Annotated in this window: 20 protein-coding genes; 10 read left to right on the top strand and 10 right to left on the bottom strand. The window is 60.5% G+C overall.

The genetic code is table 11. The features are described 5' to 3' along the window. The first annotated feature begins 1 nt into the window (after nucleotide 1). The 3 genes from JIN84_RS09135 (at nucleotide 2) to JIN84_RS09125 (ending at nucleotide 3,249) form a co-directional block, all read left to right on the top strand. A complete protein-coding gene (locus tag JIN84_RS09135; RefSeq protein ID WP_200350736.1) occupies nucleotides 2-1,045 on the top strand; it encodes a peptidylprolyl isomerase in 1,044 nt (347 codons plus the stop codon). A 40-nt stretch (nucleotides 1,046-1,085) separates the two neighbouring features. Next, nucleotides 1,086-1,313 (top strand): hypothetical protein, encoded by a 228-nt coding sequence (locus tag JIN84_RS09130; protein WP_200350735.1) that lies wholly within the window; start codon nucleotides 1,086-1,088, stop codon nucleotides 1,311-1,313. 553 nt (nucleotides 1,314-1,866) lie between these two features. Then, entirely contained in the window at nucleotides 1,867-3,249 is a 1,383-nt protein-coding gene (locus tag JIN84_RS09125) for a PLP-dependent transferase (protein ID WP_234043391.1), read from the top strand. 607 nt (nucleotides 3,250-3,856) lie between these two features. On the opposite strand, the gene JIN84_RS09120 is transcribed toward JIN84_RS09125, so the two are convergent. Both JIN84_RS09120 and JIN84_RS09115 read right to left on the bottom strand, forming a co-directional pair. After that, on the bottom strand, nucleotides 3,857-4,387 hold the full coding sequence (locus tag JIN84_RS09120; RefSeq protein ID WP_200350734.1) for a hypothetical protein: 531 nt from the start codon (nucleotides 4,385-4,387) through the stop codon (nucleotides 3,857-3,859). Nucleotides 4,388-4,472: 85 nt separating this feature from the next. Beyond that, nucleotides 4,473-4,877, bottom strand: coding sequence for a DUF2721 domain-containing protein (locus tag JIN84_RS09115; RefSeq protein WP_200350733.1), 405 nt, complete (start codon nucleotides 4,875-4,877; stop codon nucleotides 4,473-4,475). 162 nt (nucleotides 4,878-5,039) lie between these two features. On the opposite strand from JIN84_RS09115, the gene JIN84_RS09110 reads away from it, so the two are divergent. Both JIN84_RS09110 and JIN84_RS09105 read left to right on the top strand, forming a co-directional pair. After that, nucleotides 5,040-5,288, top strand: coding sequence for a glycine zipper domain-containing protein (locus JIN84_RS09110; protein WP_200350732.1), 249 nt, complete (start codon nucleotides 5,040-5,042; stop codon nucleotides 5,286-5,288). A gap of 109 nt (nucleotides 5,289-5,397) precedes the next feature. Next, on the top strand, nucleotides 5,398-7,464 hold the full coding sequence (locus JIN84_RS09105; protein WP_200350731.1) for a protein-disulfide reductase DsbD family protein: 2,067 nt from the start codon (nucleotides 5,398-5,400) through the stop codon (nucleotides 7,462-7,464). A gap of 324 nt (nucleotides 7,465-7,788) precedes the next feature. Here the strand turns inward: JIN84_RS09105 and JIN84_RS09100 are convergent, their stop codons facing one another. The 4 genes from JIN84_RS09100 to JIN84_RS09085 form a co-directional block, all read right to left on the bottom strand. Next, nucleotides 7,789-8,913 carry a hypothetical protein gene (locus tag JIN84_RS09100; RefSeq protein WP_200350730.1) on the bottom strand — a complete coding sequence of 375 codons (1,125 nt, stop codon included), beginning with the start codon at nucleotides 8,911-8,913 and terminating at the stop codon, nucleotides 7,789-7,791. Nucleotides 8,914-9,027: 114 nt separating this feature from the next. Next, on the bottom strand, nucleotides 9,028-10,263 hold the full coding sequence (locus JIN84_RS09095; RefSeq protein WP_325099579.1) for a competence/damage-inducible protein A: 1,236 nt from the start codon (nucleotides 10,261-10,263) through the stop codon (nucleotides 9,028-9,030). Between the two features lie 101 nt (nucleotides 10,264-10,364). Beyond that, nucleotides 10,365-11,765, bottom strand: a complete 1,401-nt coding sequence (locus tag JIN84_RS09090) for a DUF2272 domain-containing protein (RefSeq protein WP_200350728.1) — start codon at nucleotides 11,763-11,765, stop codon at nucleotides 10,365-10,367. Nucleotides 11,766-11,784: 19 nt separating this feature from the next. Beyond that, a complete protein-coding gene (locus tag JIN84_RS09085) occupies nucleotides 11,785-12,750 on the bottom strand; it encodes a hypothetical protein (RefSeq protein ID WP_234043390.1) in 966 nt (321 codons plus the stop codon). A 637-nt stretch (nucleotides 12,751-13,387) separates the two neighbouring features. Here JIN84_RS09085 and JIN84_RS09080 point away from each other — a divergent pair. After that, nucleotides 13,388-14,347, top strand: coding sequence for a 3-keto-disaccharide hydrolase (locus tag JIN84_RS09080; protein WP_200350726.1), 960 nt, complete (start codon nucleotides 13,388-13,390; stop codon nucleotides 14,345-14,347). A 90-nt stretch (nucleotides 14,348-14,437) separates the two neighbouring features. Here the strand turns inward: JIN84_RS09080 and JIN84_RS09075 are convergent, their stop codons facing one another. Next, the gene (locus tag JIN84_RS09075; RefSeq protein WP_200350725.1) at nucleotides 14,438-15,085 is read right to left on the bottom strand and encodes a Type 1 glutamine amidotransferase-like domain-containing protein; all 648 of its coding nucleotides are present in this window, start codon (nucleotides 15,083-15,085) and stop codon (nucleotides 14,438-14,440) included. Between the two features lie 672 nt (nucleotides 15,086-15,757). On the opposite strand from JIN84_RS09075, the gene JIN84_RS09070 reads away from it, so the two are divergent. The 3 genes from JIN84_RS09070 (at nucleotide 15,758) to JIN84_RS09060 (ending at nucleotide 20,755) form a co-directional block, all read left to right on the top strand. After that, entirely contained in the window at nucleotides 15,758-16,153 is a 396-nt protein-coding gene (locus JIN84_RS09070) for a BlaI/MecI/CopY family transcriptional regulator (RefSeq protein ID WP_200350724.1), read from the top strand. Nucleotides 16,154-16,161: 8 nt separating this feature from the next. Next, nucleotides 16,162-19,692 carry a M56 family metallopeptidase gene (locus JIN84_RS09065; protein WP_200350723.1) on the top strand — a complete coding sequence of 1,177 codons (3,531 nt, stop codon included), beginning with the start codon at nucleotides 16,162-16,164 and terminating at the stop codon, nucleotides 19,690-19,692. 73 nt (nucleotides 19,693-19,765) lie between these two features. Beyond that, nucleotides 19,766-20,755 (top strand): YifB family Mg chelatase-like AAA ATPase, encoded by a 990-nt coding sequence (locus JIN84_RS09060; RefSeq protein WP_200350722.1) that lies wholly within the window; start codon nucleotides 19,766-19,768, stop codon nucleotides 20,753-20,755. 65 nt (nucleotides 20,756-20,820) lie between these two features. On the opposite strand, the gene tnpB is transcribed toward JIN84_RS09060, so the two are convergent. Next, nucleotides 20,821-21,066 (bottom strand): IS66 family insertion sequence element accessory protein TnpB, encoded by a 246-nt coding sequence (gene tnpB / locus JIN84_RS23220; protein WP_200350721.1) that lies wholly within the window; start codon nucleotides 21,064-21,066, stop codon nucleotides 20,821-20,823. A gap of 17 nt (nucleotides 21,067-21,083) precedes the next feature. Then, the gene (locus JIN84_RS09050; protein ID WP_200350720.1) at nucleotides 21,084-21,284 is read right to left on the bottom strand and encodes a hypothetical protein; all 201 of its coding nucleotides are present in this window, start codon (nucleotides 21,282-21,284) and stop codon (nucleotides 21,084-21,086) included. A gap of 123 nt (nucleotides 21,285-21,407) precedes the next feature. Between JIN84_RS09050 and JIN84_RS09045 the strand changes: the two genes are divergently transcribed. Continuing rightward, nucleotides 21,408-22,091 carry a hypothetical protein gene (locus tag JIN84_RS09045; RefSeq protein ID WP_200350719.1) on the top strand — a complete coding sequence of 228 codons (684 nt, stop codon included), beginning with the start codon at nucleotides 21,408-21,410 and terminating at the stop codon, nucleotides 22,089-22,091. Between the two features lie 91 nt (nucleotides 22,092-22,182). Here JIN84_RS09045 and JIN84_RS09040 read toward each other — a convergent pair whose 3' ends face one another. Next, nucleotides 22,183-22,458, bottom strand: coding sequence for a helix-turn-helix domain-containing protein (locus JIN84_RS09040; protein WP_200350718.1), 276 nt, complete (start codon nucleotides 22,456-22,458; stop codon nucleotides 22,183-22,185). Between the last annotated feature and the right edge of the window lie 10 nt (nucleotides 22,459-22,468).

Here is a 22,468-nt window from a genome sequence, read left to right as displayed (position 1 = left end):
CATGAACTCGATGAAATCCTGTCTCGCCCTGGCCATGGTCATTTCCGGTGCCACTCTTTCCGGACCAGCGGCGGCCGCGCAGGAGGCTCCGGCCCGCCCGGCGCCACCGATGCCCTCCGGCCCGGTCGAGGTCAACGGCATCGCCGCGAAAGTCAACGGGCGCCTGGTCACGAAAAACCAGGTGTCGATGTTGCTCGGGCCGATATACGGCCAGCTGGTGGCACAGTACCCGCGCCGCGGTCCGCAGTTTGACAAGGAGTTCAAGAAGGCCAAGGACAAGGTCATTCAGGAACTCATCGACCGCCAGATCATTCTGGATGAGTTCAAGCAGCTCGGCGCGTTCATCAAGCCGCACCTCATCGACGAGGAGATCAAGCGCCAGATCCGGGACGACTACAATGGCGACGAGGCGAAATTACGCGAGCTGCTGAAACTCAGCCGCCTGACCATGGAGGGTTATCGGGAGATGACCCGGGAAAAAATGGTGGTATCGGCGATGCGGGCCCAGCAGTTCTCCGACGCCCCGCCTCCGCTGCCGAACGAGATCCAGAAGGAATACGACGAGATCAAGCCCAGCCTGCGCGATGTGACGAAGGACGTGCTCACGTTCCAGAAGATCTTCATCCCCGCCGCCGATCCCTCGAACCCCGGTTCCACGCCGGACACCCAGCTCATCCTCGCGGAGGACATCGCGAGACAACTTTCCGAAGGCAAGGACTTCGCCACGCTCGCCAAGGCCCATTCGAAGGACGCCTACGCGGAGGACGGCGGACTCCAGAAAGACATCGCCCGCACCGACCTCTCGCCCGAGTTCGCCGCCATCATCGTGGACGCCCCGGTGGGCAAGATCGTCGGCCCGCTGCTGGACCGCACGGGCTTCACCATCATCAAGACCATCAAGATCGACTTCGGCCCCGCTCCCGCGCTCGATGACAAGGTCCGCGAGAGCATCGAGGAACGCGTCCGCCGCAAGAAGACCTCGCAACAATACGAGCGCTGGATCGAAGGCAAGCGCAAGCGCGCGATGATCAAGATCATGGATTGATAGGAGTGGTTTGGTGTGTCACTTCCACATGTTCCAAACCATGGAACCGCCCGACAAACGATTGGCCGCCACTCCCGAACAGAGGGCGGATCTTCGCAACAACCGGTCCCGGCCAATCAAGGCTGGTGAAGCCCGCCGCCAGACACCATCCATGGCATCCGCGAACCCGCTTCAGGAAGGCATCGCAAAGGGTGAAAAAGCAATTTCTGAAGGACGCATCCTTTCCGACGAAGGTGCGAGAGCCCGCATGGCACGATGGCTTGATTGATTCGCAAGGCGGAAGCGTTGAAACCGGGACCAAGCCCGGGACGTCACCCGTCCACACAAATCCCACCGTCGCCCGCCATCCAGCACCAAAGGTGCGTAATGTGACAGCCCGGGGTGAGCGAAGCGCAACCCCGGGGTCAAGGACCGACCCATTTCCCAAGTCCTGAAAGGACGAAATCAAGGGTGGGCCGGTGTGCCAGGGATGCCGTCCCTTCAGGACTCGGTAACATTCCGATGCGTGACCCGGGGCCGCGCTCCGCTCACCCCGGGCTGTCACATTCCGCACCGTTGGTGCTGAAGATTCCCTAATCCCATTCGGGCGGATCCGGGCGACGCAACCGCCCCTTCCGACCGATCCGGAACATCACCACCCCCGTTCACCTCCGCCTCCCGGAACAGCGCCAGTGGAAAATTTGAAACTTATCCGACTTGCCGAAAGTCCCCGGGCGAGGCATGCAGGACGGGTGACGCGTGACCTAGCAGCCAATCCGGCATGGGAAGAAGTGGATCTGGGGCTGCCGCTTCCGGATTCTCCCCATGCGTGTTCGGTATGTTTGCCAACCTGGGATTCCATCGTTGGTTATGAGGAAGGAAGGCAGAAGGTGGTCACACGCATGCGCACGGGCTATCCGCGCTTTTTCAAACACCCGGTGGTCGAGCGCCTCTTCGCCAAGGCGAAGGCCGAGGTCGCGAGCGACCAGGAGGACGTCATCGTCCTGCCGACCCGCGCCGCCGTGCAACGGGCGCACCGCTGGGTCGAGCGCCAGGCGGAGACCGCCGTCCGGATCACCAGTTTCCACGGACTGCAGGTCCTCATCGTGCCGGCCAAGGCCAAGGCGACGGCGGACGCCTACTGGCGGTTCGCCGGAGAAGTCGTCAGCAGCAGGCAGGCGCAGGACTTCCTGGATGGGAACCTGCGCGAGGGAAACAAGTCCCACCTCATTTCCCGCGCGCTTTCAAAATACACCGGCGCCGCCCCGGAAGACACCTTCATCTTCACCAGCGGAATGGCCGCCGTCACCGCCGTGTTGCGCGCGCTGCCGGGCCTGCACGAGGGCAAGAAGACGCTCCAGATGGAATTCCCTTACGTGGACAGTCTCAAGGTCCAGGAACTTTTCGGCCACGGCGTGGTCTATCTGAACGACGCCACCGGCGAGTCGTTCGACGAGGCGCTCATGCGCATCCGCCAGGGCGAGTTCGCGGGTGTCTTCACGGAAATCCCGAGCAATCCCCTGCTCCGCACGGTGGACCTCCACCGCGTGGCGAAGGCCTGTGAGGACGGCAACACGCCGCTCATCGTGGATGATTCCGCAGCGGGTCCCTACAACGTCGACTCTCTGAAATACGCGGACGTCGTGACCGGCAGCCTCACCAAATGGATCTCCGGCGAGGGCGACATCATGGCCGGCGCCGCCTCCGTGCGCGCCAGCTCGCCCGTGGCGAACGCCCTGCGTGAATCCCTGCGGGCGGACTCCACCGACAGCTCGCCGCTCTACATCGGCGATGCCGAGGTCCTCCTGTCCAACATGCGCGGCTACACGAAGCGGATGGAAACCGTGAACGCGAACGGCACCGCGCTGGCCTCATGGCTCGCCGCGCACCCCGCCGTGGCGGAAGTCTGGCACCCGTCGCTCACCCAGAAGGAAAACTACGACAAGGTCATGCGCCCCGGCGGCGGCTACGGCGGCCTGCTTTCCTTCGTGCTCAAGAACCAGAAGAAGACTCCGAAGGTTTACGACGCGCTGCGTGTCAGCAAGGGCCCCAGCTTCGGCACCTACTTCACCCTCGTCTGCCCGTACACCCTGCTCGCCCACTACACCGAACTGGAATGGGCGGAAGGCTGCGGCGTCTCCGCGAACCTCCTCCGCGTCTCCACCGGCCTCGAACCGATCGGCCACCTCCTCGCGGTCTTCGAGGAAGCGCTCGCCTACGGTTGAAAGCGGAAGCCTGCGGGCCGCGAGCCAGGCTTTCGCATCCATTCAGCCGATGGAGATCGACGCGCGGCATGAGATGCTGACGGAACCTCTGATGGAACCTCTGATGGAACCTCTGACGAAACCTCTGACGGAACCTCTGACGGAACCTCTGACGGAACCTCTGACGGAACCTCTGACGGAACCTCTGACGGAACCTCTGACGGAACCTCTGACGGAACCTCTGATGGAACCTCTGATGGAACCTCTGATGGAACCTCTGATGGAACCTCTGACGGAACCTCTGACGGGAGGACCTGGTTCGCCGGCATTCTTCAGCACCAAAGGTGCGGAATGTGACAGCCCAGGGCAACGCCCTGGGAATGGACCACAAAGCATATGGAGTCCTGTAAGGACGGCATCCATGACGCGCCAATCCTCCGTTGATCGAGTCCCTTCAGGACTCCGATCTATTTCGGGGGACCTTTTCCCATGGCGTTGCCATGGGCTATCTCATTTCGCACCGTTGGTGCTGAAGAATCCCGCCGCTCCACGTTCTCCACATTACCTCGCCATGTCCTCCTGTCGCACGCGGATCTCCGCCGTCCGGGATGTGTATCAAAGTCAAAACTCACAGCATCCCCGGAAAACCCGCGTCGCCGGGTGGCCCGTCGAAATTTTTCTCCAGGAATCTCCGCCATACCGACCGGCTCGCGTCCGACAAGGATGCCGTCATCTTCCCGACACACGGCAGGCAGATCAACAAGGGCAGCGGTCCCAGAACGAGTTTCCCGCCGGAATCAAACAACGCGGACAAGCCATAGCCCTCCAACACCCGCCGCGGGGTGAGGCAGGCGATGCATGACTCGAACCGGTCCGTCGCATCGTGGGATGCCATGAACTCCATCAGCCGCTCGTCCCAGTCGATCTCCTTCTCCAGGAAATCCCGCACGGACTTCTTCGATTCTTCCGAAAATTCCGCCGTCACCGCATCTCTGCACGGCTGGCAGACCGCGTATTCCAGCACGCACTCGCCGCCCATGATCTCCTTGTTCACCAGCCACGGCTCGGCGATTTCCACCAGGGGAAGCCTGCACCTCACACAATGCGAGAACGCCTCTCCGGTTTCCTCGGAAGCCAACCAGTCGTCCACGGTGCGCATGAGACGAAACCAACACCATCCCGGAGCCGAAGGGAATCCCATTTTGATTCCCTTGCCGACACACGCGCCCCGCGGATCATCCGCCTCATTCGCCCCCGTCCTTGCCCTCCACCGCGTTCAAGAGGATCCGCAGGGCTCCGCCGGAAATCCACACCTCGTAGATCAGGCAGGCCAGCGAGAAGGCCATCAGGACCAGCGCCGCGAGGAACGCCCAGGATGCGGACAGCTTGTGCCCGCCGATCACCGCGAGCATCGAGACCACACACAGGAACAGGCTGACCGCGCCGAACAATTGCATCGTGCGGATCAATGTCAGCCGCCGCCGCAGGTTGTCGATCTGCGCGCGCAGCGTGGCGTCCCCCCTTTCCAGCCAGTCGGTGTGCAGCGTGCGGATCAGCGCCGAGAGGTGCAGGAACCGGTTCGTGAATGACAGGAACAGCAGGCTGATCGCGGGGAAAAGCAGGGCCGGCGTGGAGACTTCGAGCGTCATGCGGCACAGTAGTCAGAATCACGAAAACGCATGAAGCGCCAAACTCGTAAAAAAATGGATGAATATTTCATTTTCACGACGAATCTTGAAACAACGACGCGCGCGGAAAACACCTTGAAAATTCCCCAGCCCGTCCTAACCATCAATCAACATCCCAGACCTATGAAAACCACCATCATCGCCATCACCAGCGCCGTCGCCGCCATGACCCTCTCCAACTGCACCTCGCCTGCCGGTCCGGACACCCAGCGCGGCATCGCCACCGGAGGTCTCCTCGGCGCGGGCGCGGGCGCGATCATCGGCCACCAGTCCGGCCGCACCGCGGAAGGCGCGCTGCTGGGTGCCGCCGTGGGTGGCACCGCCGGTGGTCTCTACGGAAACGCCCGCGACCAGGAACGCCGCGGCTATTGATAGTTTCGGCTTCATTTTCCCCACGGGACGTCCAGTTTCTGGGCGTCCCGTTTTTTTTCGGACTATTCCACGCCCTCGGGCGTCCCAGAGTCGCCCACCTTATTCTCCCATGTCACGGCATCTCCTGCTTTTCCTCGCCCTCCTCGTTTTCACCACCCGCGCGGGTGCGCAGTTCAGCCTCGGTGGCGGCGGCGCCTCCTCGGAAGCCAGCCTGGTCTCCGAGGCCACCACCGTTTCGCAGGGAGAAACCTTCACCATCGCCCTCCAGCTCTCCCATCCGGAGGAGTGGCACAGCTATTACAAGAACTCCGGCGGCGTGGAGCTACCGCCTGCCATCGAGTGGAAGCTGCCGGACGGATTCACCGCGGGTCCCATCCAGTGGCCGGTGCCGGAGGTGAAGGACGGCTACTTCGGGAAAAGCTTCGTCTACTCCGGCAGTCCCGTTTTCCTGGTGGACATCACCGCGCCTTCCACCCTGGAGTCCGGTAAGACACTGACCTTCACCGCGAACGCCTCGTGGCAGATCTGCAAGGACAGCTGCATCAACGAGGACAAATCGCTGTCGGTCACCCTCACCACCGGCCCCCGCACCGAGGTGGATCCGGCCCAGCAGGCGCTTTTCGCCGGTGCCCGGAAAAGCCAGCCGGTCGTCTCACCGAAGATCAAAAGCTCCGCGCACTCGGAAGGCGGCGACATCCAGCTCCGCATCACCGATCCCGGCATCACCGGCGCGCCCGCCGATTTCATCCCGAACGAACGCTTCGCCCAACCCGCCAGCGCGGGCGGGTCCATCACGCACGACGGAGACGCGTGGCTCGTCACGCTCAAGCGGATCAAGATCGATGCCTTTGAAAACGCCGTGCCACAGGGCACATCCATCTCGGGAATCCTCACCGGCGCGGCCTCGTTCGCCATCCCGGCGACAGCCATCGGCAGCCCGCCCGCCAAGCCGCTGCCGTTTTCCGCCTACCTGCCCATTCTCGGCGGCATGTTCCTCGGCGGGTTGATCCTGAATCTGATGCCCTGTGTCTTCCCCGTCATCGGGCTCAAGATCATGGGCTTCGTCCAACAGGCCGGCTCGGATCGCAGAAAAATCGCGTTCCACGGCGTGGCCTTCGCCGTCGGCGTGCTCGTATCCTTCGGAGTCCTCAGCGGCATCCTCTTCGCCGCCCGCGCCGCGACCGGAGCGGGTGCCGCGGCCACCGGCTGGGGCTACCAGCTCCAGAACCCGTGGGTGATGTTCACGCTCATTCTGCTCATGTTCGTGCTCGCCCTGAACATGTTCGGCCTGTTCGAACTGGGAACCTCCGCGACCTCCGTCGGCGGTTCGCTGCAATCCAAGCAAGGGCTCGGCGGTTCGTTCTTCTCCGGCGTGCTCGCCACCGTCGTCGCCACCCCCTGCTCGGGCCCCTTCCTCGGCCCCGCCATCGGCGCCACGATCACACTGCCCGCCGTACAGTTTTTCTCATCCTTCACCGCCATGGCCATCGGCCTGTCGCTTCCTTATCTGATCCTCTCCATCTTCCCGGATCTGCTGAAATACCTCCCCCGTCCGGGAGTATGGATGGAGAGCTTCAAGCAGGCGATGTCGTTCCTGCTCTTCGCCACCGCGGGCTACCTGCTGTGGGTTTACGCCGGACAGATCGGCCTCGACAACATGCTCGGCCCGATCCTCGGTCTCACCGCCATCGCGGTGGCCGCGTGGATCTACGGCCGCTGGAATCTCCCCCACCGCCCGCGCAACACCCGCTGGATCGCCATGGCGTTCACCGTGATTTTCGCCGGCGGCGGATTTCTCCTCGCCAAGCCCCCGGAGAAATCCGCGCTCGTGTGGGAACCCTGGTCGCAGGAACGGGTGGACGCGCTGCTCGCCGAAGGGAAGCCCGTCTACATCGACTTCACCGCGCAATGGTGCGCCACCTGCCAGGTGAACAAGAAGACCGCCTACACCAAGGAAGTCATCGCCCTGATGAAGCAGAAAGGCGTCGTCGCCCTCAAGGCGGACAAGACCAACCCGGATCCGAAGATCGAGGCCAAGCTCCAGGAACTCGGCCGCACCGCCATCCCGGTGAACGTCCTCCAGGTCCCGAAAAAAGATGCCGTCGTCACGCCGGAACTGCTGACCTCGGGCTACCTCAAGGAGCTGTTCACCAAGGAGATTCCGGAGAAGAAGTAAGCGCGCGGTTGGAATGACACGCTGTCCGGAGTTCAAGCTTCAGCTGACAGCGCCAGCTTGCTCTTTCACCAGACTCCAGCCCTTTCCGGGCCACAGCATGTTCACAGAACTCCGCCCTTTCACGAAATCCGGATTACGATTCGGAAAAACACGCTGAAACCGGAAGAGCACGCTGGAGCGGTCCGCTAAAGCGCGAACTCCGGACATCGTAAAGGACTGAAAAACCGGTGGACCGGGGGTCATCAACCATGCTCCGACCACACCATCTCTGCCTCCGCTTCTTCCTCCGCGCACTCCGCATCCTCCGCGTTTCGATTTCCCCCCTCAACCGTTTCTCTTCTTCAACTGCGCGCTGCGCTCCCCGGCGATCTCGATCGCGAGGGTGTCCGTGTGGGGACAGTCCGGATAGGAAACCCTGAATTTATCCAAGGTCACGGAAGCCTTGAGCGCGTCGGTCTTCGCCAGCTTGCGGATGGCCGCCGCTTCGGATTCCGCCTTGGAAATGGCGGCATCGATCGCGAGGGTGTCGCTGGCCAGACGTCTGCCCACCATCCGTGTGAGCACCTCGTCATCCGACTGCAACTGTACTTTTGAAAAACCCTGCTTCGCGGCCTCGCACGCCGCCCAGAATTTCCTCTCCCCCACCAGGCCCTTCTGCTGGGCCTCGATCACCGAGGCGATCTTGATGGCCTTCTGCTGCACCCCCTGCATGCGGATCACGTCCTGTTGTTTCTTCGCCACATCGAGATCGCTGCCGACGACCCGCAGATAGACGTTCGTGATGCCGAACGCGGCTTCGATCTCGTCCGCCTCAGTCAGCATGTCGAGCAACTGGATGGCATCCGACTTCAGCCGGGTCCGCTGGCGCAGTTTCGCGTCGTCCTCCTTGCGCTTGTGTCCCTCGATGGAGGGCTTCATCGCATCGATCTCGGCATTCGCCTGGTTGATGATCTCGTCGCAGCGCACGCACTCCATGTAGGCGGCGGTTCCTTCCTGGACCGCGTTCGTGCGGTGGTTCGTCAGCTTGTTGATCCGGTCGTTGGCGACTTTCACGGTTTCCTGGAGACGCGCGTATTTGGCGATGATCTTGGCCCGTTCCGAGGCGAGTCCTTCCGACTCGATGGTGAGCGCGGCGTCGTCGGAAACCGTCGGGTTCTCCGCATCCGCCAGGCCGATCATCACCTTCACGCCCAGCAGCTGATAGGGGCTCGGGGTGATGTCGCTGTCCAGGAACACATTGCCCAGCTCGCCCACCCTGGCGAGCTCGTTCTTGAGGAGCGCGTCCACGATGGTGTTCCAGGAGGCGGTCGCCTTGGGGTCCACCAGGCTCGCGGCATCGGTGGAAGGAGCCAGCAGATCATCCAGCGCGTCGGCGGACGCGACACCGCTCATCACGGACATCGCGAGGAAAAGACGGGGGAATGTGGACAGGAGTTGTCGGGAGATCATGGCGGATGATGGGGAGGGATTCCGGCCGGCCCCGGCCGGGGCATCACGGAGTGGGATTCATCTATCAGCCGCCCCGCTTCCCTGCACGGCAAATCGTGTGAAAAACATCCGTCCTCAAAGTTCCTTCAACCGTCGCCTCACCGCCTCCAGCGCGGACTGGCTGACGGACTGTTTGAAGTCCTTGCGGCCGCGCGGATGGTAGAATTTGAATGTCCGGGTTTCGCCGCCTTTCACCGCCAGCCCGCACCACGCCGTACCCACGGGTTTTTCCTCGGTGCCGCCGCCGGGACCCGCGATGCCCGTCACCGCGACGGCGATGCCCGCGCCGCTTTCCCGCAGCGCGCCCTCCGCCATCGCACGAGCCACCTGCTCGCTCACCGCGCCATGGGTTTCCAAATCCGCCGCGGGCACTCCCAGCATCGCCCTCTTCGCCTCGTTCGCGTAGGTGACGTAGCCGTGGGTGAAGACTTCGCTCGATCCCGGCACGTTGGTGATCCGGTTGGAGATCAGTCCGCCCGTGCAGCTCTCGGCGGTGGCCAGGGTCATACCGCGCTGCTTGAGCAGGCGGACCACGGTTTTTTCCAAGGATGCCCCGTTCTCGCTGATGAGATGGGGTTCGAAATGCGCCAGTGTGATCTCCCGCGCCTCGCGGATCGCCTCGGCGTCGCCGATCAGACGCAGGTCCACCTCGCCGATGTGCGCGCAGTAGCCGTATTCCAGGCCGGGGATCTCCGACAACCGGGCGTCGATGCCATGGTGGAAATCGCTCTCGCCGACGCCGGTGAATTTCAACACCAGCGCCTCGTTGATTTTCTCCACGCCCGAGAGCGCGCGCAACCTCGGTGGGACCTCCGCATGGAACATCGGGTAAAGCTCGCGCGGCGGCCCCGGCAGCAGGAACACCGCGGCGTTCGACCGCCCGTTCAGCCGTGGCGGCACATAGATGCCGGGGGCGGTGCCGTTGGCGTTCGGCAGGATGTCCGCACCCACCGGGCAGAGCGCCTGCTTGAGATTCGCCGCCACCATCGTCCGGCCGCGTGAGGTGAAAAAACCCTCCAGCGAGCGCAGCGCCGCCTCGTCCGTGATCAGCTCCAGCCCCAGCACCTCCGCGGTGATCTCGCGGGTGAGGTCGTCGCTGGTGGGTCCCAGCCCGCCGGTGACAATCACCGCGTCAGCCCGGACGAGCGACTCCGCCAGAGCCTCGCGGATCGCATCGCCATCCGGCACGGTCGTCTGGCGGGAAATGCGCAGGCCGAGCTGGAACAATTCGCGGCCGAACCACGCGCCGTGCGTGTTCAGCGTGTTTCCCAACAAGAGTTCGGTGCCGGTGTTGATGACTTCAATCTTCACGCCCGGACTCTGGAACATCCCGGCCCAGACTCAAGGGCTGAAATTCCAATGACGTCCCGGAGGCGTTTTCCGAAAGCCACCTCCGGGCCGACGCCGCACGATCATTTGAGCGTCTTGATCAAGGCGATGAACCGGTGGGTGTCGCGGTCCTTGATCCGCCCGTCCGCCTCCAGGCGGATGATGCTGTCGCCGACGGTGCCGGACTGATGCTCCCGGGTCGCCTCGTTTCCTCCGATGGTCCGCACGAACCGCCCGTGCGCATCCTCCCCCTTTTCCACGACGATCGCGCTATGGGAGTGGAAATCGTTCCGGTTCCCCGCATCCTCGAAGGTCACGGTGCCGCTCTTGAAATTGTGGTTGATGATATCTCCCGGCTCGGGCCTGGCGGCGGCATCCGAAATATCCATCCCCCGGAACGCGGCATTCGGAGAGGTGATCGCCCGGTGCACATACCGGGCGTGGAGGCCGCTGAACTCGAATTCCGCATCAGTCGCTCCGGCCTCCTTCACGCACCAGGAGATGAAAGCGGCCGACCACCATTCCTCTGTCGAATGCTGCTGGTTGTCCACGGCCTTCCAATAAAGGGCGATCTGGCTCTTCAATGGCTCCTCAGCTTCACCGTGTCCTCCGAAATCCATCTGCTGCCGTGATGCGATGGTGACGAGGTTCAGCTTGTAACCGTCCGCCGGACCGGCCTTCGCGACGGCCGCTCCCTGTGGCAGGCTGATCCTCACGCAGCATTCCTGGTCCGTCACCAGCTCCAGCGCGTCCGCGAGCCCCGGGGAAAGATCCGCGATTCTTCCGGTCCAGGTGGCGGGCCCGAAATCGACCGGAGTGGCGCGGAGGAAATTCCCCGTCAGGAGATTCCCCACCTCGACCACGGTATCCGCGTGATGAAGGATGGCCCTGGCAAGCCCGTGGTCCTTCCAGCGCATGGCGAGATAGTAGGCCTTGGGATTCAGGTTGTGACCCAACGGCTTTCCAACCGCATTCGGGTTCACGAAAAGGGCCTGCGCGCCACCTTTCTCGGACACCTTCGCCCGGTGAAGCTGGATGACCGCCGCGAAGTTTCTCTCGCTCACCAGCGCCAGGCCTTCCGTCGCCGCCATGCCGGTATCCGCCGCGCCTCCGAAGTGTGACATCTTCCCCCTCAGGACCAACCGCTCGCCCGGGCGGGAAATGAGGATCAGCTTCTGCCGCCCGCCGAGACTCGCCGGTCCGTAATACAACAGATGGCGGCCGCCCAGCAGCCTCCGCACGGAGTCATCCGCGCCGGGAACATCCTCGATCTCCTGGACAGACAAAGCCGGCAATTTGTTGGCATCATCATTGTCCATATAACTCCAAGTGTTGAAACGCTCGGCAGGGTTTTTCTCGCTCACCCCCAACACGAACCCCACGAACTCCCTCAGCTCCTGATTCTGCTGGGCCAGGAGAAAATTTTCCAAAGCCTCCGAATCGGCCGGTTCGGGATCAATCAACGCGGTTTCCAGATTTTTCATATGGTTTCAAAATGGGGGGTCAGGGTTCGGCAGGAAAATTGAATTCATCACTGATGGTCTGCAGGGTGGCCTTGTCGCTGGTTGCCCGGATGAATTTCAGAAGCCCCCTTTTCGTGGGTTCGAATTTCTTGGAATCCGCTTCCAGTTTCCCCAGGATGGCGGCCCCATCCGCATCGGATTTTGTATCCTTCCATTTTATGAAAGCCTGGATGGTCGAAGCTTGCAGCGCGTCCAGCTCCGCCCGCCTTTTGGCCTCTTCACGAAGTCTCTCCCCTTCTACGGTATTGATGACCACCGGAACCTGTCTCTCCACCACAGTGGTTTTCCCGACGGACGCGGGGACGGCCTGGTTCACGGGAGTTTCGCCTGCCTTCTGCGGCGCGGCTCCCTCAGGTGTCATTTCCTCGGTGGCCTCCAGCATCTGCTTGCGGTTCGGCAGTTGCTTGTTCAGCACGGCGTTTACGAGGCTGATCGCCGCCGAGACCCGCTTGACCAGGGTCAAGCCATTCGGCGTGAACTCATGCTCGGAGGGATTTCCATTATGCGAGTAATACTCCATCACTCCGGTCTGGATCATGTCCGCCGCCTGGTTGTAGACCTCCGCCCTGCCCTTCGCGTTGAAGATGTCCTGGAACTGGGGAACCGCCGCACTGCCCAGCCCCAGGACCGCGATGGTCTTCTCACTATAGCTGAAGGCGGCGCCGGCTCCCGCGAACGCGGCCAGCGCGATCTGCGCCGTCGCCGAAGCCTCGCGGGAGATCCTGCTGTTGGTGGAATTGCAGCGCATGATCAGCTCGACATGGTTCGCATAGTTCAAGGCCAGTCCGTCACTCAACTTGGGAGGCGCGTGGAAATTGTTGGGAGGAGATCCGGGATCATCCGTGCTATGCATCATCGAATAATTCGAAAAAGTAAGCCGGTCCATGGTGGTGCAGGACGTCAGAACCGCGCAGAGCATGAGGACGGAGAATCTGATAAAGAGCATCGCTTGGTAGGGTGGGGAGTTGGGGAAGGATTGAAAATGGGCCGCCGCGCGTTCACGCGGCAGGAAAGGAGGGAGCGGGGCCGGCAGTCACCCGGGGGACGATGAACGGAGCCCCCGCGGCAACCGCAGCGGTGAATGAAAGGGTCGTGATCGCCGACAATAAATATATCCTGCGCGCCATCTATCCGTTAGATGCACACCTAGACAATCATCTCCCGCATGCCAAGCGAATTCATGAACCATGATCGGCTGGAATGGACCGCCGCCCGCCTCCCGGAACGGACACTCGCGAAAATCACCATCGCTTCCATATCATCAGGTCATCCATCCTATTTACCTTCATTGATGGATCGCGTTCATTAAATCATGAGTGGAATACCATAACCACCGGACAGATGGATCGTGGTCGGCGGCTTCCAACCGCCGTGTCCATTCCTTCGATTCATGGCAGCCACCTGGTTTTCATCACAGGCCTTGGAACCATCCCCCCCAAGCAATCCACGCTAGGGAGGTTCACGACGGACTCCCCAACCGCAATCGCCGCCGGGCGGACTGATCCTCAGGAACCGGGACATGGAATTCCAACCACGGGATTTCCGCTTGAAAGTCTCTCCAATCACTTGATCCTCCTCCCACCATGAAACCCGCCTTCTTCCTGCTCCCGTTGCTCGCCACCACCCTCGCGGCCCAACACGCCTCCTACACGGACCCGGCATCCACCGACGCCGATTTCCCGATCCAGGGCGAATACGCGCTCGAGGCGAAAGGCAGTCAGAAAGGACTCGGCATCCGCGTCATCGCCCTCGGCGACGGCAAGTTCGAAGCCGTGTGCTACAAGCGCGGGCTTCCCGGCGCGGGCTGGGAAGGGAAATGGGCGTCGGTCACCCACGGCGAGGGCAGCCGCGAATCCGCATCCGGCCCGGTGAAATTCGATGGCGCGGACGTGAAGGGCGAGGTGGATGGGAAAAAATTCACCCTCAAGGGCCCCGCCGGCAAACCCGTCGAACTCGCCCGCGTCGACCGCCAGTCCCCCACCCTCGGCATGAAGCCCCCCAAGGGCGCCGTCGTCCTCTTCGGCGAGGGAGCCAACCTCTTCGACAAATCCAAGGCCGGCGCGGACGGACTCCTCACCCAGGGCGCCCGCACCACCGAGACCTTCGGCGACTTCAGCATCCACATCGAATTCCGCCTCCCCTACATGCCCTCCGCCCGCGGCCAGGAACGCGGCAACAGCGGTCTCTACCTGCAAGGGCGCTACGAAATCCAGATGCTCGACAGCTTCGGCCTCGAAGGGAAGGACAACGAATGCGCCGGCATCTACCAGACCGCCCAGCCGTCCGAGAACATGTGCTATCCGCCCCTCGCCTGGCAGACCTACGACATCGACTTCACCGCCGCCAGGTTCAACAAGGACGAGAAGAAGAAGAAAGCCACCGTCACCGTCCGCCACAACGGCGTCGTCGTCCACAAGGACCTCGAACTCCCCGGCCCCACCGGCGGAGCCGTCCTCCCCGACAACGACCAACCGGGGCCCATCCTTTTGCAGGACCATGGAAATCCGGTGAGATACCGGAACATCTGGGTTGTGAAGAAGTAAGGGCCCGCTCTTTTACCAACCACTCGGTCACGAAGACCGCATGGACGGAGTCAAAGCCGTATGCAAGGTTGTGTGGTCACCGGGAAACCATTACTCCCGGAGACCCGGTTCCCTGTTGTGAGTTGTGTCGAGGATGACTTCGCCATCCGCAATTGCCCGATAGGGAAGATCGTGCTCACGGTAGTAGTCCACGACAGCCTCCATGCTTTCCGATTCGAAGTGGTCGCATCGGTAGTGAGGCACAATGTAGTAGTCGATAACTCCCAGTCCCTCCCATATTGTGGGGTGCTCATATCCGTGGGAACAGGCTTCCGGTTCATCAGCAAGGTGGATGCCTCTCAATGAAGGGGAAAGAACGCAAATGCCGGCGCTATAGCCTCCGTAGAGGAAATGCCCGTCGCCAATCATGCCATGTATCAATTGGTCGAGTCCGCTGAGATGCATGGCCTTGCGCAGCAAGAAGGTGTTGCCTCCGAGCACCCACAACATGCCGGCTGAGGCGATCTTCCCGGCAAGGATGTCCTGCGAAACGAAATAGTCCCGGAGATCAAGAGCTTCCGCAGGAATTCCGAGGCTGGCCAGCCGGCCGATTTCCCGCTCCATTCCAGACCTGAGACGCCCCGGGTCATTCGAGAAATCAAGTGCGTTGGAAACGACAAGAGCAGTCTTGCCTTGCGCCAGCTGCGCCAGTTTGTGGCCTTGATCGCCGATAAGATAGGATGAGAGGTAGAGGTGCATTCTTCTCATGAAACAATGAGTGGAAGCACCCGCGGGATCAAGATCCGATTCAGCTTCTCATGATTCTCCGATGGTGCTGGAGATGCAACCATGTCGGGCTCGCCTCCTTAGCCCCCGGTTGTTTGTTAGACAAGTTGCCGTGGGGACGCTCGTGGTTGTAGTGATGACGCCAGACAGACGGGATGTGCTCAAGGATTTGGCAGGCAGTGGAAGATCTCGCAGGTAATTTTCACCGCCGGATTTTCAATCCCCCATCGCCTTTCCCGCTTGCCACCGCGCCGTGGAAGTCGAAGTGGAGGTCAACGCCCGTGGGGCGGAGAAGCCGGTGGTCATCATCGTGGGAAAGACTTTTGCCACACCGTAAGTTGCCAACAGTTAGACAGATGTGAAACAATTTCAGACCTTGGACAATTGGAAAATTCTGTTTCTGAACGACGCCGGGGGATCATCTGTGAAATTGTTTCGAACGCCCAAAAATGCCCGATGCAGAGGAGATGGCGGCTTACAGCTGCCGTGTTGTTCATCCCTCCTGTTGAGGTGGATCGAAGCACGGATTCCTGTGAGTGATCAATCTCCCTCGGAACAAGAAAACGATCCTATTAAGGACGGTTTTTTGACCTGTGGGAGAAAAATTGTTTACATCCGTAGTCGAAAACGTCTACGCATGTAGTCATGTCAAACATATCGCGGATTTCTGAATCGGAGTGGAAGGTCATGGAAGTCGTTTGGGCGGCTCCTCCGGTGACGGCGCAACAAGTGACGCATGCCCTTGGCGAGGTGGAGTCTTGGAAATCTCAAACGGTAAAAACACTGTTGGCTCGCTTAGTCAAAAAAGGAGTGCTGCGTTCGGAATCGGAAGGAAACCGCTTTCTCTATTTCCCGGAGATTATGCGGCAGGACGCTGTACGGGCCGAAACGAGTTCATTTCTCGACCGAATAAGCCGCGGTTCTCTGGTGCCGATGTTGGCTCAGTTGGTGAAGGGGCAGCGCCCCTTGAGCGTGGAGGAAATCGATGCGCTGCGCAAACTGCTTCCTGAAAACCAAAACGGGAAAGGACAGAAGCTGTGAACAACTGGATGGAAACTCTTTTGTTGGTGTCGCGGGATGCCGCAATCGTGGCGGTGTTGACGGGCGGGCTGTTATGGCTGGCGGGGCGGCGCATTCCGGCAGGATGGAGGCATGGCCTGTGGCTGTTGGTGGCAGTGCGATTGCTGATGCCGGCTTTGCCGACGAGTCCGGTTTCGTGGCAACGCGTGTTGACGGTGGCGAAGACGCAGCAAGCGGGATCGCCCGTTGTTCCGACATTTCCTGTGGATGCCTCCCCTGTCATTGACTCGCTTCCCCTCGTCCTTGCGGCTTCGGCATCGAATGACCCGCCGCTGCGAAACGAGATCCGGTCAAGCCCTGTTGCGCAAGCATGGCGACCATTGACGATCTGGGAAATGGCCTTCGGCATTTGGATATGCGGAGTCGTCGCCGTTCTTGCCATCGGCTCGCTTCTCACCATGCGTTTCGGCAGACGGGTGAAAAGATTGGCGGTTCCATTCCACTTGGGAAAAAACGGGTTGGAAGCTCTGCTGGAAGCGCTGGGAAGGGAATGTGGCTGGCGGAAGCTGCCACGGTTGGTGGTGACGGAGGCGGTCGGGGCTCCGGCGTTGTTCGGGCTTTTTCGTCCGCAGATACTCGTGCCTCCAGCGACGCTGGAACGGCTGTCCGAGACAGAGCTCCGGCTGGTGCTTCTTCACGAGTTGGGGCATTGGCGGCGTCGGGATCTCTGGGTGAATCTGGCGCTGGCACTGTTACAAGCGGTTCATTGGTTCAACCCGTTGGTGTGGTGGGCATTTCATCGGACACGGATAGAGAGCGAGAGGGCGACGGATGCCTGGGTATTGCGCAGGGCAGGAGCGAAGCACGTGGGGGACTACGGGGAGATGTTGTTGCGGTTGCTGGATCAGAACACGAAGCCGCGCTCGGGGTATGCAGGGATTGTGAGTGTGGTGGAAAGCCCTCAAGACCTGCGGCGGAGGATGATGGGAATTGGAAGATTCACGGGAAAACGCAACCGGTGGGCAGGATATGGCTCCGCGATGATCTTGTTGGGGTTGGCAGCGGTCGGGCTAACCCAACCGCCCAAGCCCGGGAAAGAGCGGGAAATTACGATAAATCCGGCAGCCGATACCTTTACCTGTCACGTCATCTCTTCCGAAGGAGCACCTGCGGCTGATGCGGAGGTATATTCAGCGGTGATGGAAACTGTAGAAGGAGAGCTGATAGAGCGGATGGCCCTGGCGGGGAAAACCGACGGAGCCGGAGAGCTGAAAATCCCAATCCGGCCGGAGTGGCGTGTGACGGAATATCTAACGATTCATCTGGTCGTCAAACACGCCCTGTCGGGATATGGAGCGGTTTCAAGACAGATTCCTCCTGCCAATTCATCGCTGGAGATCAGATTGACCCAGGGATTGCCATTGCGCTTTCGCCTCTTGGACGAGAAGCGGACGCCTATTTCCAATCTGCGGCTTCGTGTGGTCAGGGCTCAGATCCCGGTTTACAGCGGGGATGATTTGGAAGGACCGAAATTCTGGGGGCGGCTTCCTCTCCTTCCCGCTGGCTTTTGGAATGCGGTTACCGACGGGAATGGGCGATGTTCCATTGAAGGCCTGCCTGCGGGGCTATATTTCGTGGATCACGATAACCCGAAGTATGAGCAGATCCCCGGCCACAACCATCAAGCGTTCCAATATCGGCCTGAGGAGAAGAAAGGTGAGATTGAATTACAGCTGAATCCCGCTGTGACGGTTTGGGGAACCGTCCTGCTTCCGGATGGCACTCCAGTGAGCGGAGCGAAGGTTAACATCCTTGAAAATTCCGGTTATGTTCACGGTGGTGTCACAGCCGAAACATTGACTGACGCAAAGGGGCGATATGAATTGCAACGATTGATCCCTGCTGACTATGCGCTTCAAGTTCGTCTGAATGATAAGTTGAAAGCCGATTGGACGGCCGATCCAACAGAATTGAATCTGAAAACCGGAGAGTTCCGAAAGGAAGTGAATCCCAATATTTTGGAAGGTGGTTTGATCACTGGGAAAATAACACTTTCGGACACAGGTGCGGCGGTGGGTGATATGCTGGTTTGCGTGGTTTCTCCTAAAGATTCACTCCCTCTTGCGAGCTGGACCGGGAGAACAGACCGAAGCGGAGGATTTCAAATTCGGGTGCCAGCAGGGATGCGGAAAGTCTATCTTGCTGGTCTTGTGCCGGATGGATATTCCAGCGCCAACAAAGATACCAATCAACTTTCACAGAGCGTGGAAGTGGAAAACGGCGGAACTTACACCGCTGACTTCGCGCTCCCACGTGAAAGCAGGATCAGTGGGCTGGTGGTAAATGAATCGGGGCAGCCGGTCGCAGGGGCGAATGTGACTTGCGTTTCGCCGACCGTCAGCGCATTCGGCCCTCCCAAAGTGGTCACTGATGCGGCGGGCAAGTTCTCAATAGACTTGCCTGCTGGAATTGAAACAGCAGGACTTTTGGCGGAATCAGATGGTCTTAGTTCACCTGGCGGGGCGACCTATCCGGTCGGGAGCGATGTGAAACTGGTGCTGATGGCTGGCGGATTCGCCAGTGCATCCGGCCGTGTGGTGGATGTGGAGGGTAAACCCATTGCCGGGGCTATGGTGCATTGGAACGGAACGGAGGCCGCAGGAGTACCAGTCAAGGCTATCACGGATAAAGACGGTCGTTTTCAAACGAAGAAGGTCATACCCGGCAAGCAGATCATTTTCTATGGATCGAAAAATGGCTACGGGAGTAATTCGTCGTTTGCGGGATTCAAAGCAGGGCAGGCGGTGGAGCTTGAGCCGATCCTGCTGTATCCTGCTGATGCGACAATGACGGGCAAAGTCGTGGACGCTTCAGGAAATCCGGTGTCGGGAGCGAAGGTGCAGGCGTCGGGTGAATTTCAAACAAGAGATGCAACTGCAATCTCGGATTCTGATGGGAAGTTCGTCTTGAGGGGCTTGGTGAAAGGATGGCTGTTCGTGCAGGCCACCAAGCGGTCGCAAGGAGAATTCATGTTCCATGCCGAAGTGCGGGTGAGAACGGGTGGCGGGGACGTCGTGGTCAAACCGTCGGACAGGCCTGCGCCCTGGGAACGGGAAACCCTCATCGACTTCGTGGGAAAACCCGCGCCACCTCTCAAAGCGCAGAGTTGGTTCCACTCCGCGGCTCTCCCGGAAAGTCGGCCGGGGAAGGTAAGGCTCATTTCAATTGTCGGACTGGATCGTCCTCTGAAATTCTCCTCCAACATCCTCCCACAGTTGCAAAGATTTCGGGAAGAGATTCAGGATCAAGAGCTGGAGATCATCGTTGTCCACGGAGCATGGCCCCGGGAGGAAGTCGCGGAATTCCTGGCGAGTGATTTCCCGGATTTCAAACTTCCAGTGGCCATCGAGTCGGAAAAAGAAGCCATGAGCAAGGCGTTTGGTGCGCAATACTGGCTCACGGTAGTGATTAATCAGGAAGGCCAGGTGGTCTTCCAAAATCGTGGAGAATGGAACCAGGCCAAGAAGAAGGTCAGGGAGCTTCTCGGTAAGGCAAAGTGAATTCGTGCAATCACGCTGCCTCTTCTTTCCGCTTGCCACTGGTGAAAAGGACTTTCAATGTCCAGGTGTTCGCATGATTACCCGCTTATTTTCAGCCGCGTTGCGCGGTGTCGATGCCCTGGAAGTCGAAGTCGAGGTCAACGCCCGTGGGGCGGAGAAGCCGGTAGTCATCATCGTCGGACTGCCGGATGCCGCGGTGCGTGAGTCGTCGCAGCGGGTGATCTCCGCCATCGGCGCATCCGCGCTGGCTCTGGATGACGGGGTGAAAACGGTGAACCTCGCTCCGGCGGACTTGAAAAAGGAGGGGCCGTCGTTCGATCTGCCCATCGCCCTCGCCATGGTCGCGGCGAGCGGCACCAAGCCCTTCGACGCCGAGGACTGCTGTGTCGTCGGCGAGCTGGGCCTCGACGGCGCGGTGCGTCCGGTGAAGGGGGTGCTCGCCATCGCGCTGGAGGCGAAGAAGCGCGGGCGGGCGAGGCTGCTGGTGCCGGAGGCGAACGCCCCGGAGGCCGCCGTCATCGACGGCATCCAGGTCTTCCCGATCCGCAACCTCAAGCAGGCGTGGGATTTCCTCAATGGCGACGTCATCATCCCGCCCTACCAACTGGACCGCCGGGCGTTCTTCAACTCCCACCGCAGCTATGAGGTGGATTTCGACGAGGTGAAGGGCCAGCACCACGTCAAGCGGGCGCTGGAGGTCGCCGCCGCCGGAGGACACAACATCATCATGGTCGGGCCGCCGGGCACCGGGAAATCCATGCTCGCCAAGCGCATCCCCACCATCATGCCGGACATGACGGAGGACGACGCCATCGAGACCACCAAGATCCACTCGGTGACGGGCATGCTCGATTCCAAGAAATCATTTATAACAACCCGCCCCTTCCGCGCGCCGCACCACACCATCTCGGACGCGGGCCTGCTGGGTGGCGGACAGAACCCCGGCCCCGGCGAGGTCTCGCTGGCGCACCACGGCGTGCTTTTCCTCGACGAGCTGCCCGAGTTCCGCAGGCAGACGCTCGAAGTGCTGCGCCAGCCCTTGGAGAATGGCTGTGGAATTTAATGACTTTGTTTTGCGCGTGGATTTGGTCAAATGCGCGTTCCACAGCATGCCATAGGAGACCACTGTCAGGTGGAGGCCCCGGCGGACGAAGGAGCGGGCCGGGTGGATGTGCCGGTCTCAAGCCTTTTCGAGAGCACGCAGACGCCCGTGCGGTCGTAGTAGAGGACTTTGAGACGGTTTCGCCGTTTGTTGGTGAAGGCGAAGAGGGCTCCGCTTTCCAGTCCCCGGACCGCGAGATGTCCGGCGACGGCGGCGAGACCGTTGAAGGACTTGCGCATGTCGTGGGGTTCGATCGCTAGATGCACCCGCACGCCGGAGGGAAAGCCTATCACTTGAGACCTCCCTTCCCGGCACGCAACGTTTCGATAAGGCGGGCGGCGAGAGGGATCTGTCGTTCGTCGGCGATGACGAGGCGCAGCCCGCAGTCGAACTCGACCCGCAGTTGCCTGTCGGTGGGGTGGGTGATCTCGATTTCGATGAAGGTCAAGTCGGCGACGCGCCACGGTTTGGGGATGGTCTTGGAGGACATCCGGTCAGACTGGGGCGATCCGGTACGGTGCGGAAGGATTCAGAGAGAGCAGCGTTTACTCCGCATACCGAACTCCGGCACTCGGATCTTGTGGAAATTTCGGCGAGGAAGCAAACTACCCCCATGCTTCACACCGAGCGAATGCTGGATATTTTTCTCAACATTGATCCTTCTGTCATCAAGCGGGATCTAGATAATGTTGAAGGCAGTCTCACAGAGTTAGTTGGGGCTGCCCAGAAGCTCAGGCGTATTCCGCAGGCTGACCGTACACCCGATGATTCAGCCAGGCTCGCTCACCTCACCATGCTCCAGGCCTGCGAGGTGGCGAGGCACCCGAATTTCCTTCCTGAGCATGTTATTTTCCACGCGGCCTACGCGGTAGAGGGCATATGCCAAGATGCCACCTCGGTTGCTTTTAGCCGCGGCCAACTCGCGGATCTCGCCGGAAAGCTGCGTGAGTTCGAAAGGCGAGATGGATTGAAGACTGACGAATACTGGGCAAAAGGGGACGGACCTGAAGACTATCAGGATATTTCAAAAGAACTTGATGAGCTGTTAGACAAAATTCGTGACACACTATTCGTCCACATATTGAGAGCCTATCACCTCACTGATATTGCCGATCAGTTCGAAAACGACAGGCTAACCTTCGAGATCGACCGCGAGGTAGGTCGTCGTCTTGTCTCCCATGATCGAATCACAGACACCGAAGACTACTTCGCTCGTATTTTCGGGAGTGAAGCTTGGGAGAAGGTTCGCGCTCGTTTGAAGGAGCTGAGTATAAGCGGCCCACAGAGCGCCCACTGAGAGAGAACCAACGATACTCTGGCAGTTCAGAGACCGAGAGTCCAGATCCGGGGGTCTTGGATAACAGTTTCGACTATGTCCGGCCTTCCTGCTACAAACCGGCATTTTCTGCGTCCCGGTAGACTTCCTGCCAGTCCAAGCCAAGCCCGCGTACCCAGCGGCGCATGGTGACAATCGAAGGAATTCGTTCCATCCTCTCGCCACGACCGATGATCCCGTGGTCAATGCCCGTCTTGGCGGCCAGTTCCCGCAAGCTTAGCCCTTGGTCTTCCCTGGCCTGTTTGAGAAGCACCAAGAATGACGCAACAAACGCGTGATCGGCATCGGCCGGCCACGGCGGTTTTTGGTCAGGTTCCGGTTTGGGCATCGGTGGATTG

It is taken from the genome of Luteolibacter yonseiensis (assembly GCF_016595465.1).
Taxonomy (GTDB): domain Bacteria; phylum Verrucomicrobiota; class Verrucomicrobiia; order Verrucomicrobiales; family Akkermansiaceae; genus Luteolibacter; species Luteolibacter yonseiensis.
Note: the sequence above shows the minus strand (reverse complement) of the source record. Positions and strands in the feature narration are given on the sequence as shown.

What these genes read in the sequence shown, in the direction of transcription:
- JIN84_RS09135 (WP_200350736.1), top strand. Translation starts at nt 2, where the DNA reads ATGAACTCGATGAAATCCTGTCTCGCCCTGGCCATGGTCATTTCCGGT.
- JIN84_RS09130 (WP_200350735.1), top strand. Translation starts at nt 1,086, where the DNA reads ATGGAACCGCCCGACAAACGATTGGCCGCCACTCCCGAACAGAGGGCG.
- JIN84_RS09120 (WP_200350734.1), bottom strand. Translation starts at nt 4,387, where the DNA reads ATGCGCACCGTGGACGACTGGTTGGCTTCCGAGGAAACCGGAGAGGCG.
- JIN84_RS09115 (WP_200350733.1), bottom strand. Translation starts at nt 4,877, where the DNA reads ATGACGCTCGAAGTCTCCACGCCGGCCCTGCTTTTCCCCGCGATCAGC.
- JIN84_RS09110 (WP_200350732.1), top strand. Translation starts at nt 5,040, where the DNA reads ATGAAAACCACCATCATCGCCATCACCAGCGCCGTCGCCGCCATGACC.
- JIN84_RS09105 (WP_200350731.1), top strand. Translation starts at nt 5,398, where the DNA reads ATGTCACGGCATCTCCTGCTTTTCCTCGCCCTCCTCGTTTTCACCACC.
- JIN84_RS09100 (WP_200350730.1), bottom strand. Translation starts at nt 8,913, where the DNA reads ATGATCTCCCGACAACTCCTGTCCACATTCCCCCGTCTTTTCCTCGCG.
- JIN84_RS09090 (WP_200350728.1), bottom strand. Translation starts at nt 11,765, where the DNA reads ATGAAAAATCTGGAAACCGCGTTGATTGATCCCGAACCGGCCGATTCG.
- JIN84_RS09085 (WP_234043390.1), bottom strand. Translation starts at nt 12,750, where the DNA reads ATGCTCTTTATCAGATTCTCCGTCCTCATGCTCTGCGCGGTTCTGACG.
- JIN84_RS09080 (WP_200350726.1), top strand. Translation starts at nt 13,388, where the DNA reads ATGAAACCCGCCTTCTTCCTGCTCCCGTTGCTCGCCACCACCCTCGCG.
- JIN84_RS09075 (WP_200350725.1), bottom strand. Translation starts at nt 15,085, where the DNA reads ATGCACCTCTACCTCTCATCCTATCTTATCGGCGATCAAGGCCACAAA.
- JIN84_RS09070 (WP_200350724.1), top strand. Translation starts at nt 15,758, where the DNA reads ATGTCAAACATATCGCGGATTTCTGAATCGGAGTGGAAGGTCATGGAA.
- JIN84_RS09065 (WP_200350723.1), top strand. Translation starts at nt 16,162, where the DNA reads ATGGAAACTCTTTTGTTGGTGTCGCGGGATGCCGCAATCGTGGCGGTG.
- JIN84_RS09060 (WP_200350722.1), top strand. Translation starts at nt 19,766, where the DNA reads ATGATTACCCGCTTATTTTCAGCCGCGTTGCGCGGTGTCGATGCCCTG.
- JIN84_RS09050 (WP_200350720.1), bottom strand. Translation starts at nt 21,284, where the DNA reads ATGTCCTCCAAGACCATCCCCAAACCGTGGCGCGTCGCCGACTTGACC.
- JIN84_RS09045 (WP_200350719.1), top strand. Translation starts at nt 21,408, where the DNA reads ATGCTTCACACCGAGCGAATGCTGGATATTTTTCTCAACATTGATCCT.
- JIN84_RS09040 (WP_200350718.1), bottom strand. Translation starts at nt 22,458, where the DNA reads ATGCCCAAACCGGAACCTGACCAAAAACCGCCGTGGCCGGCCGATGCC.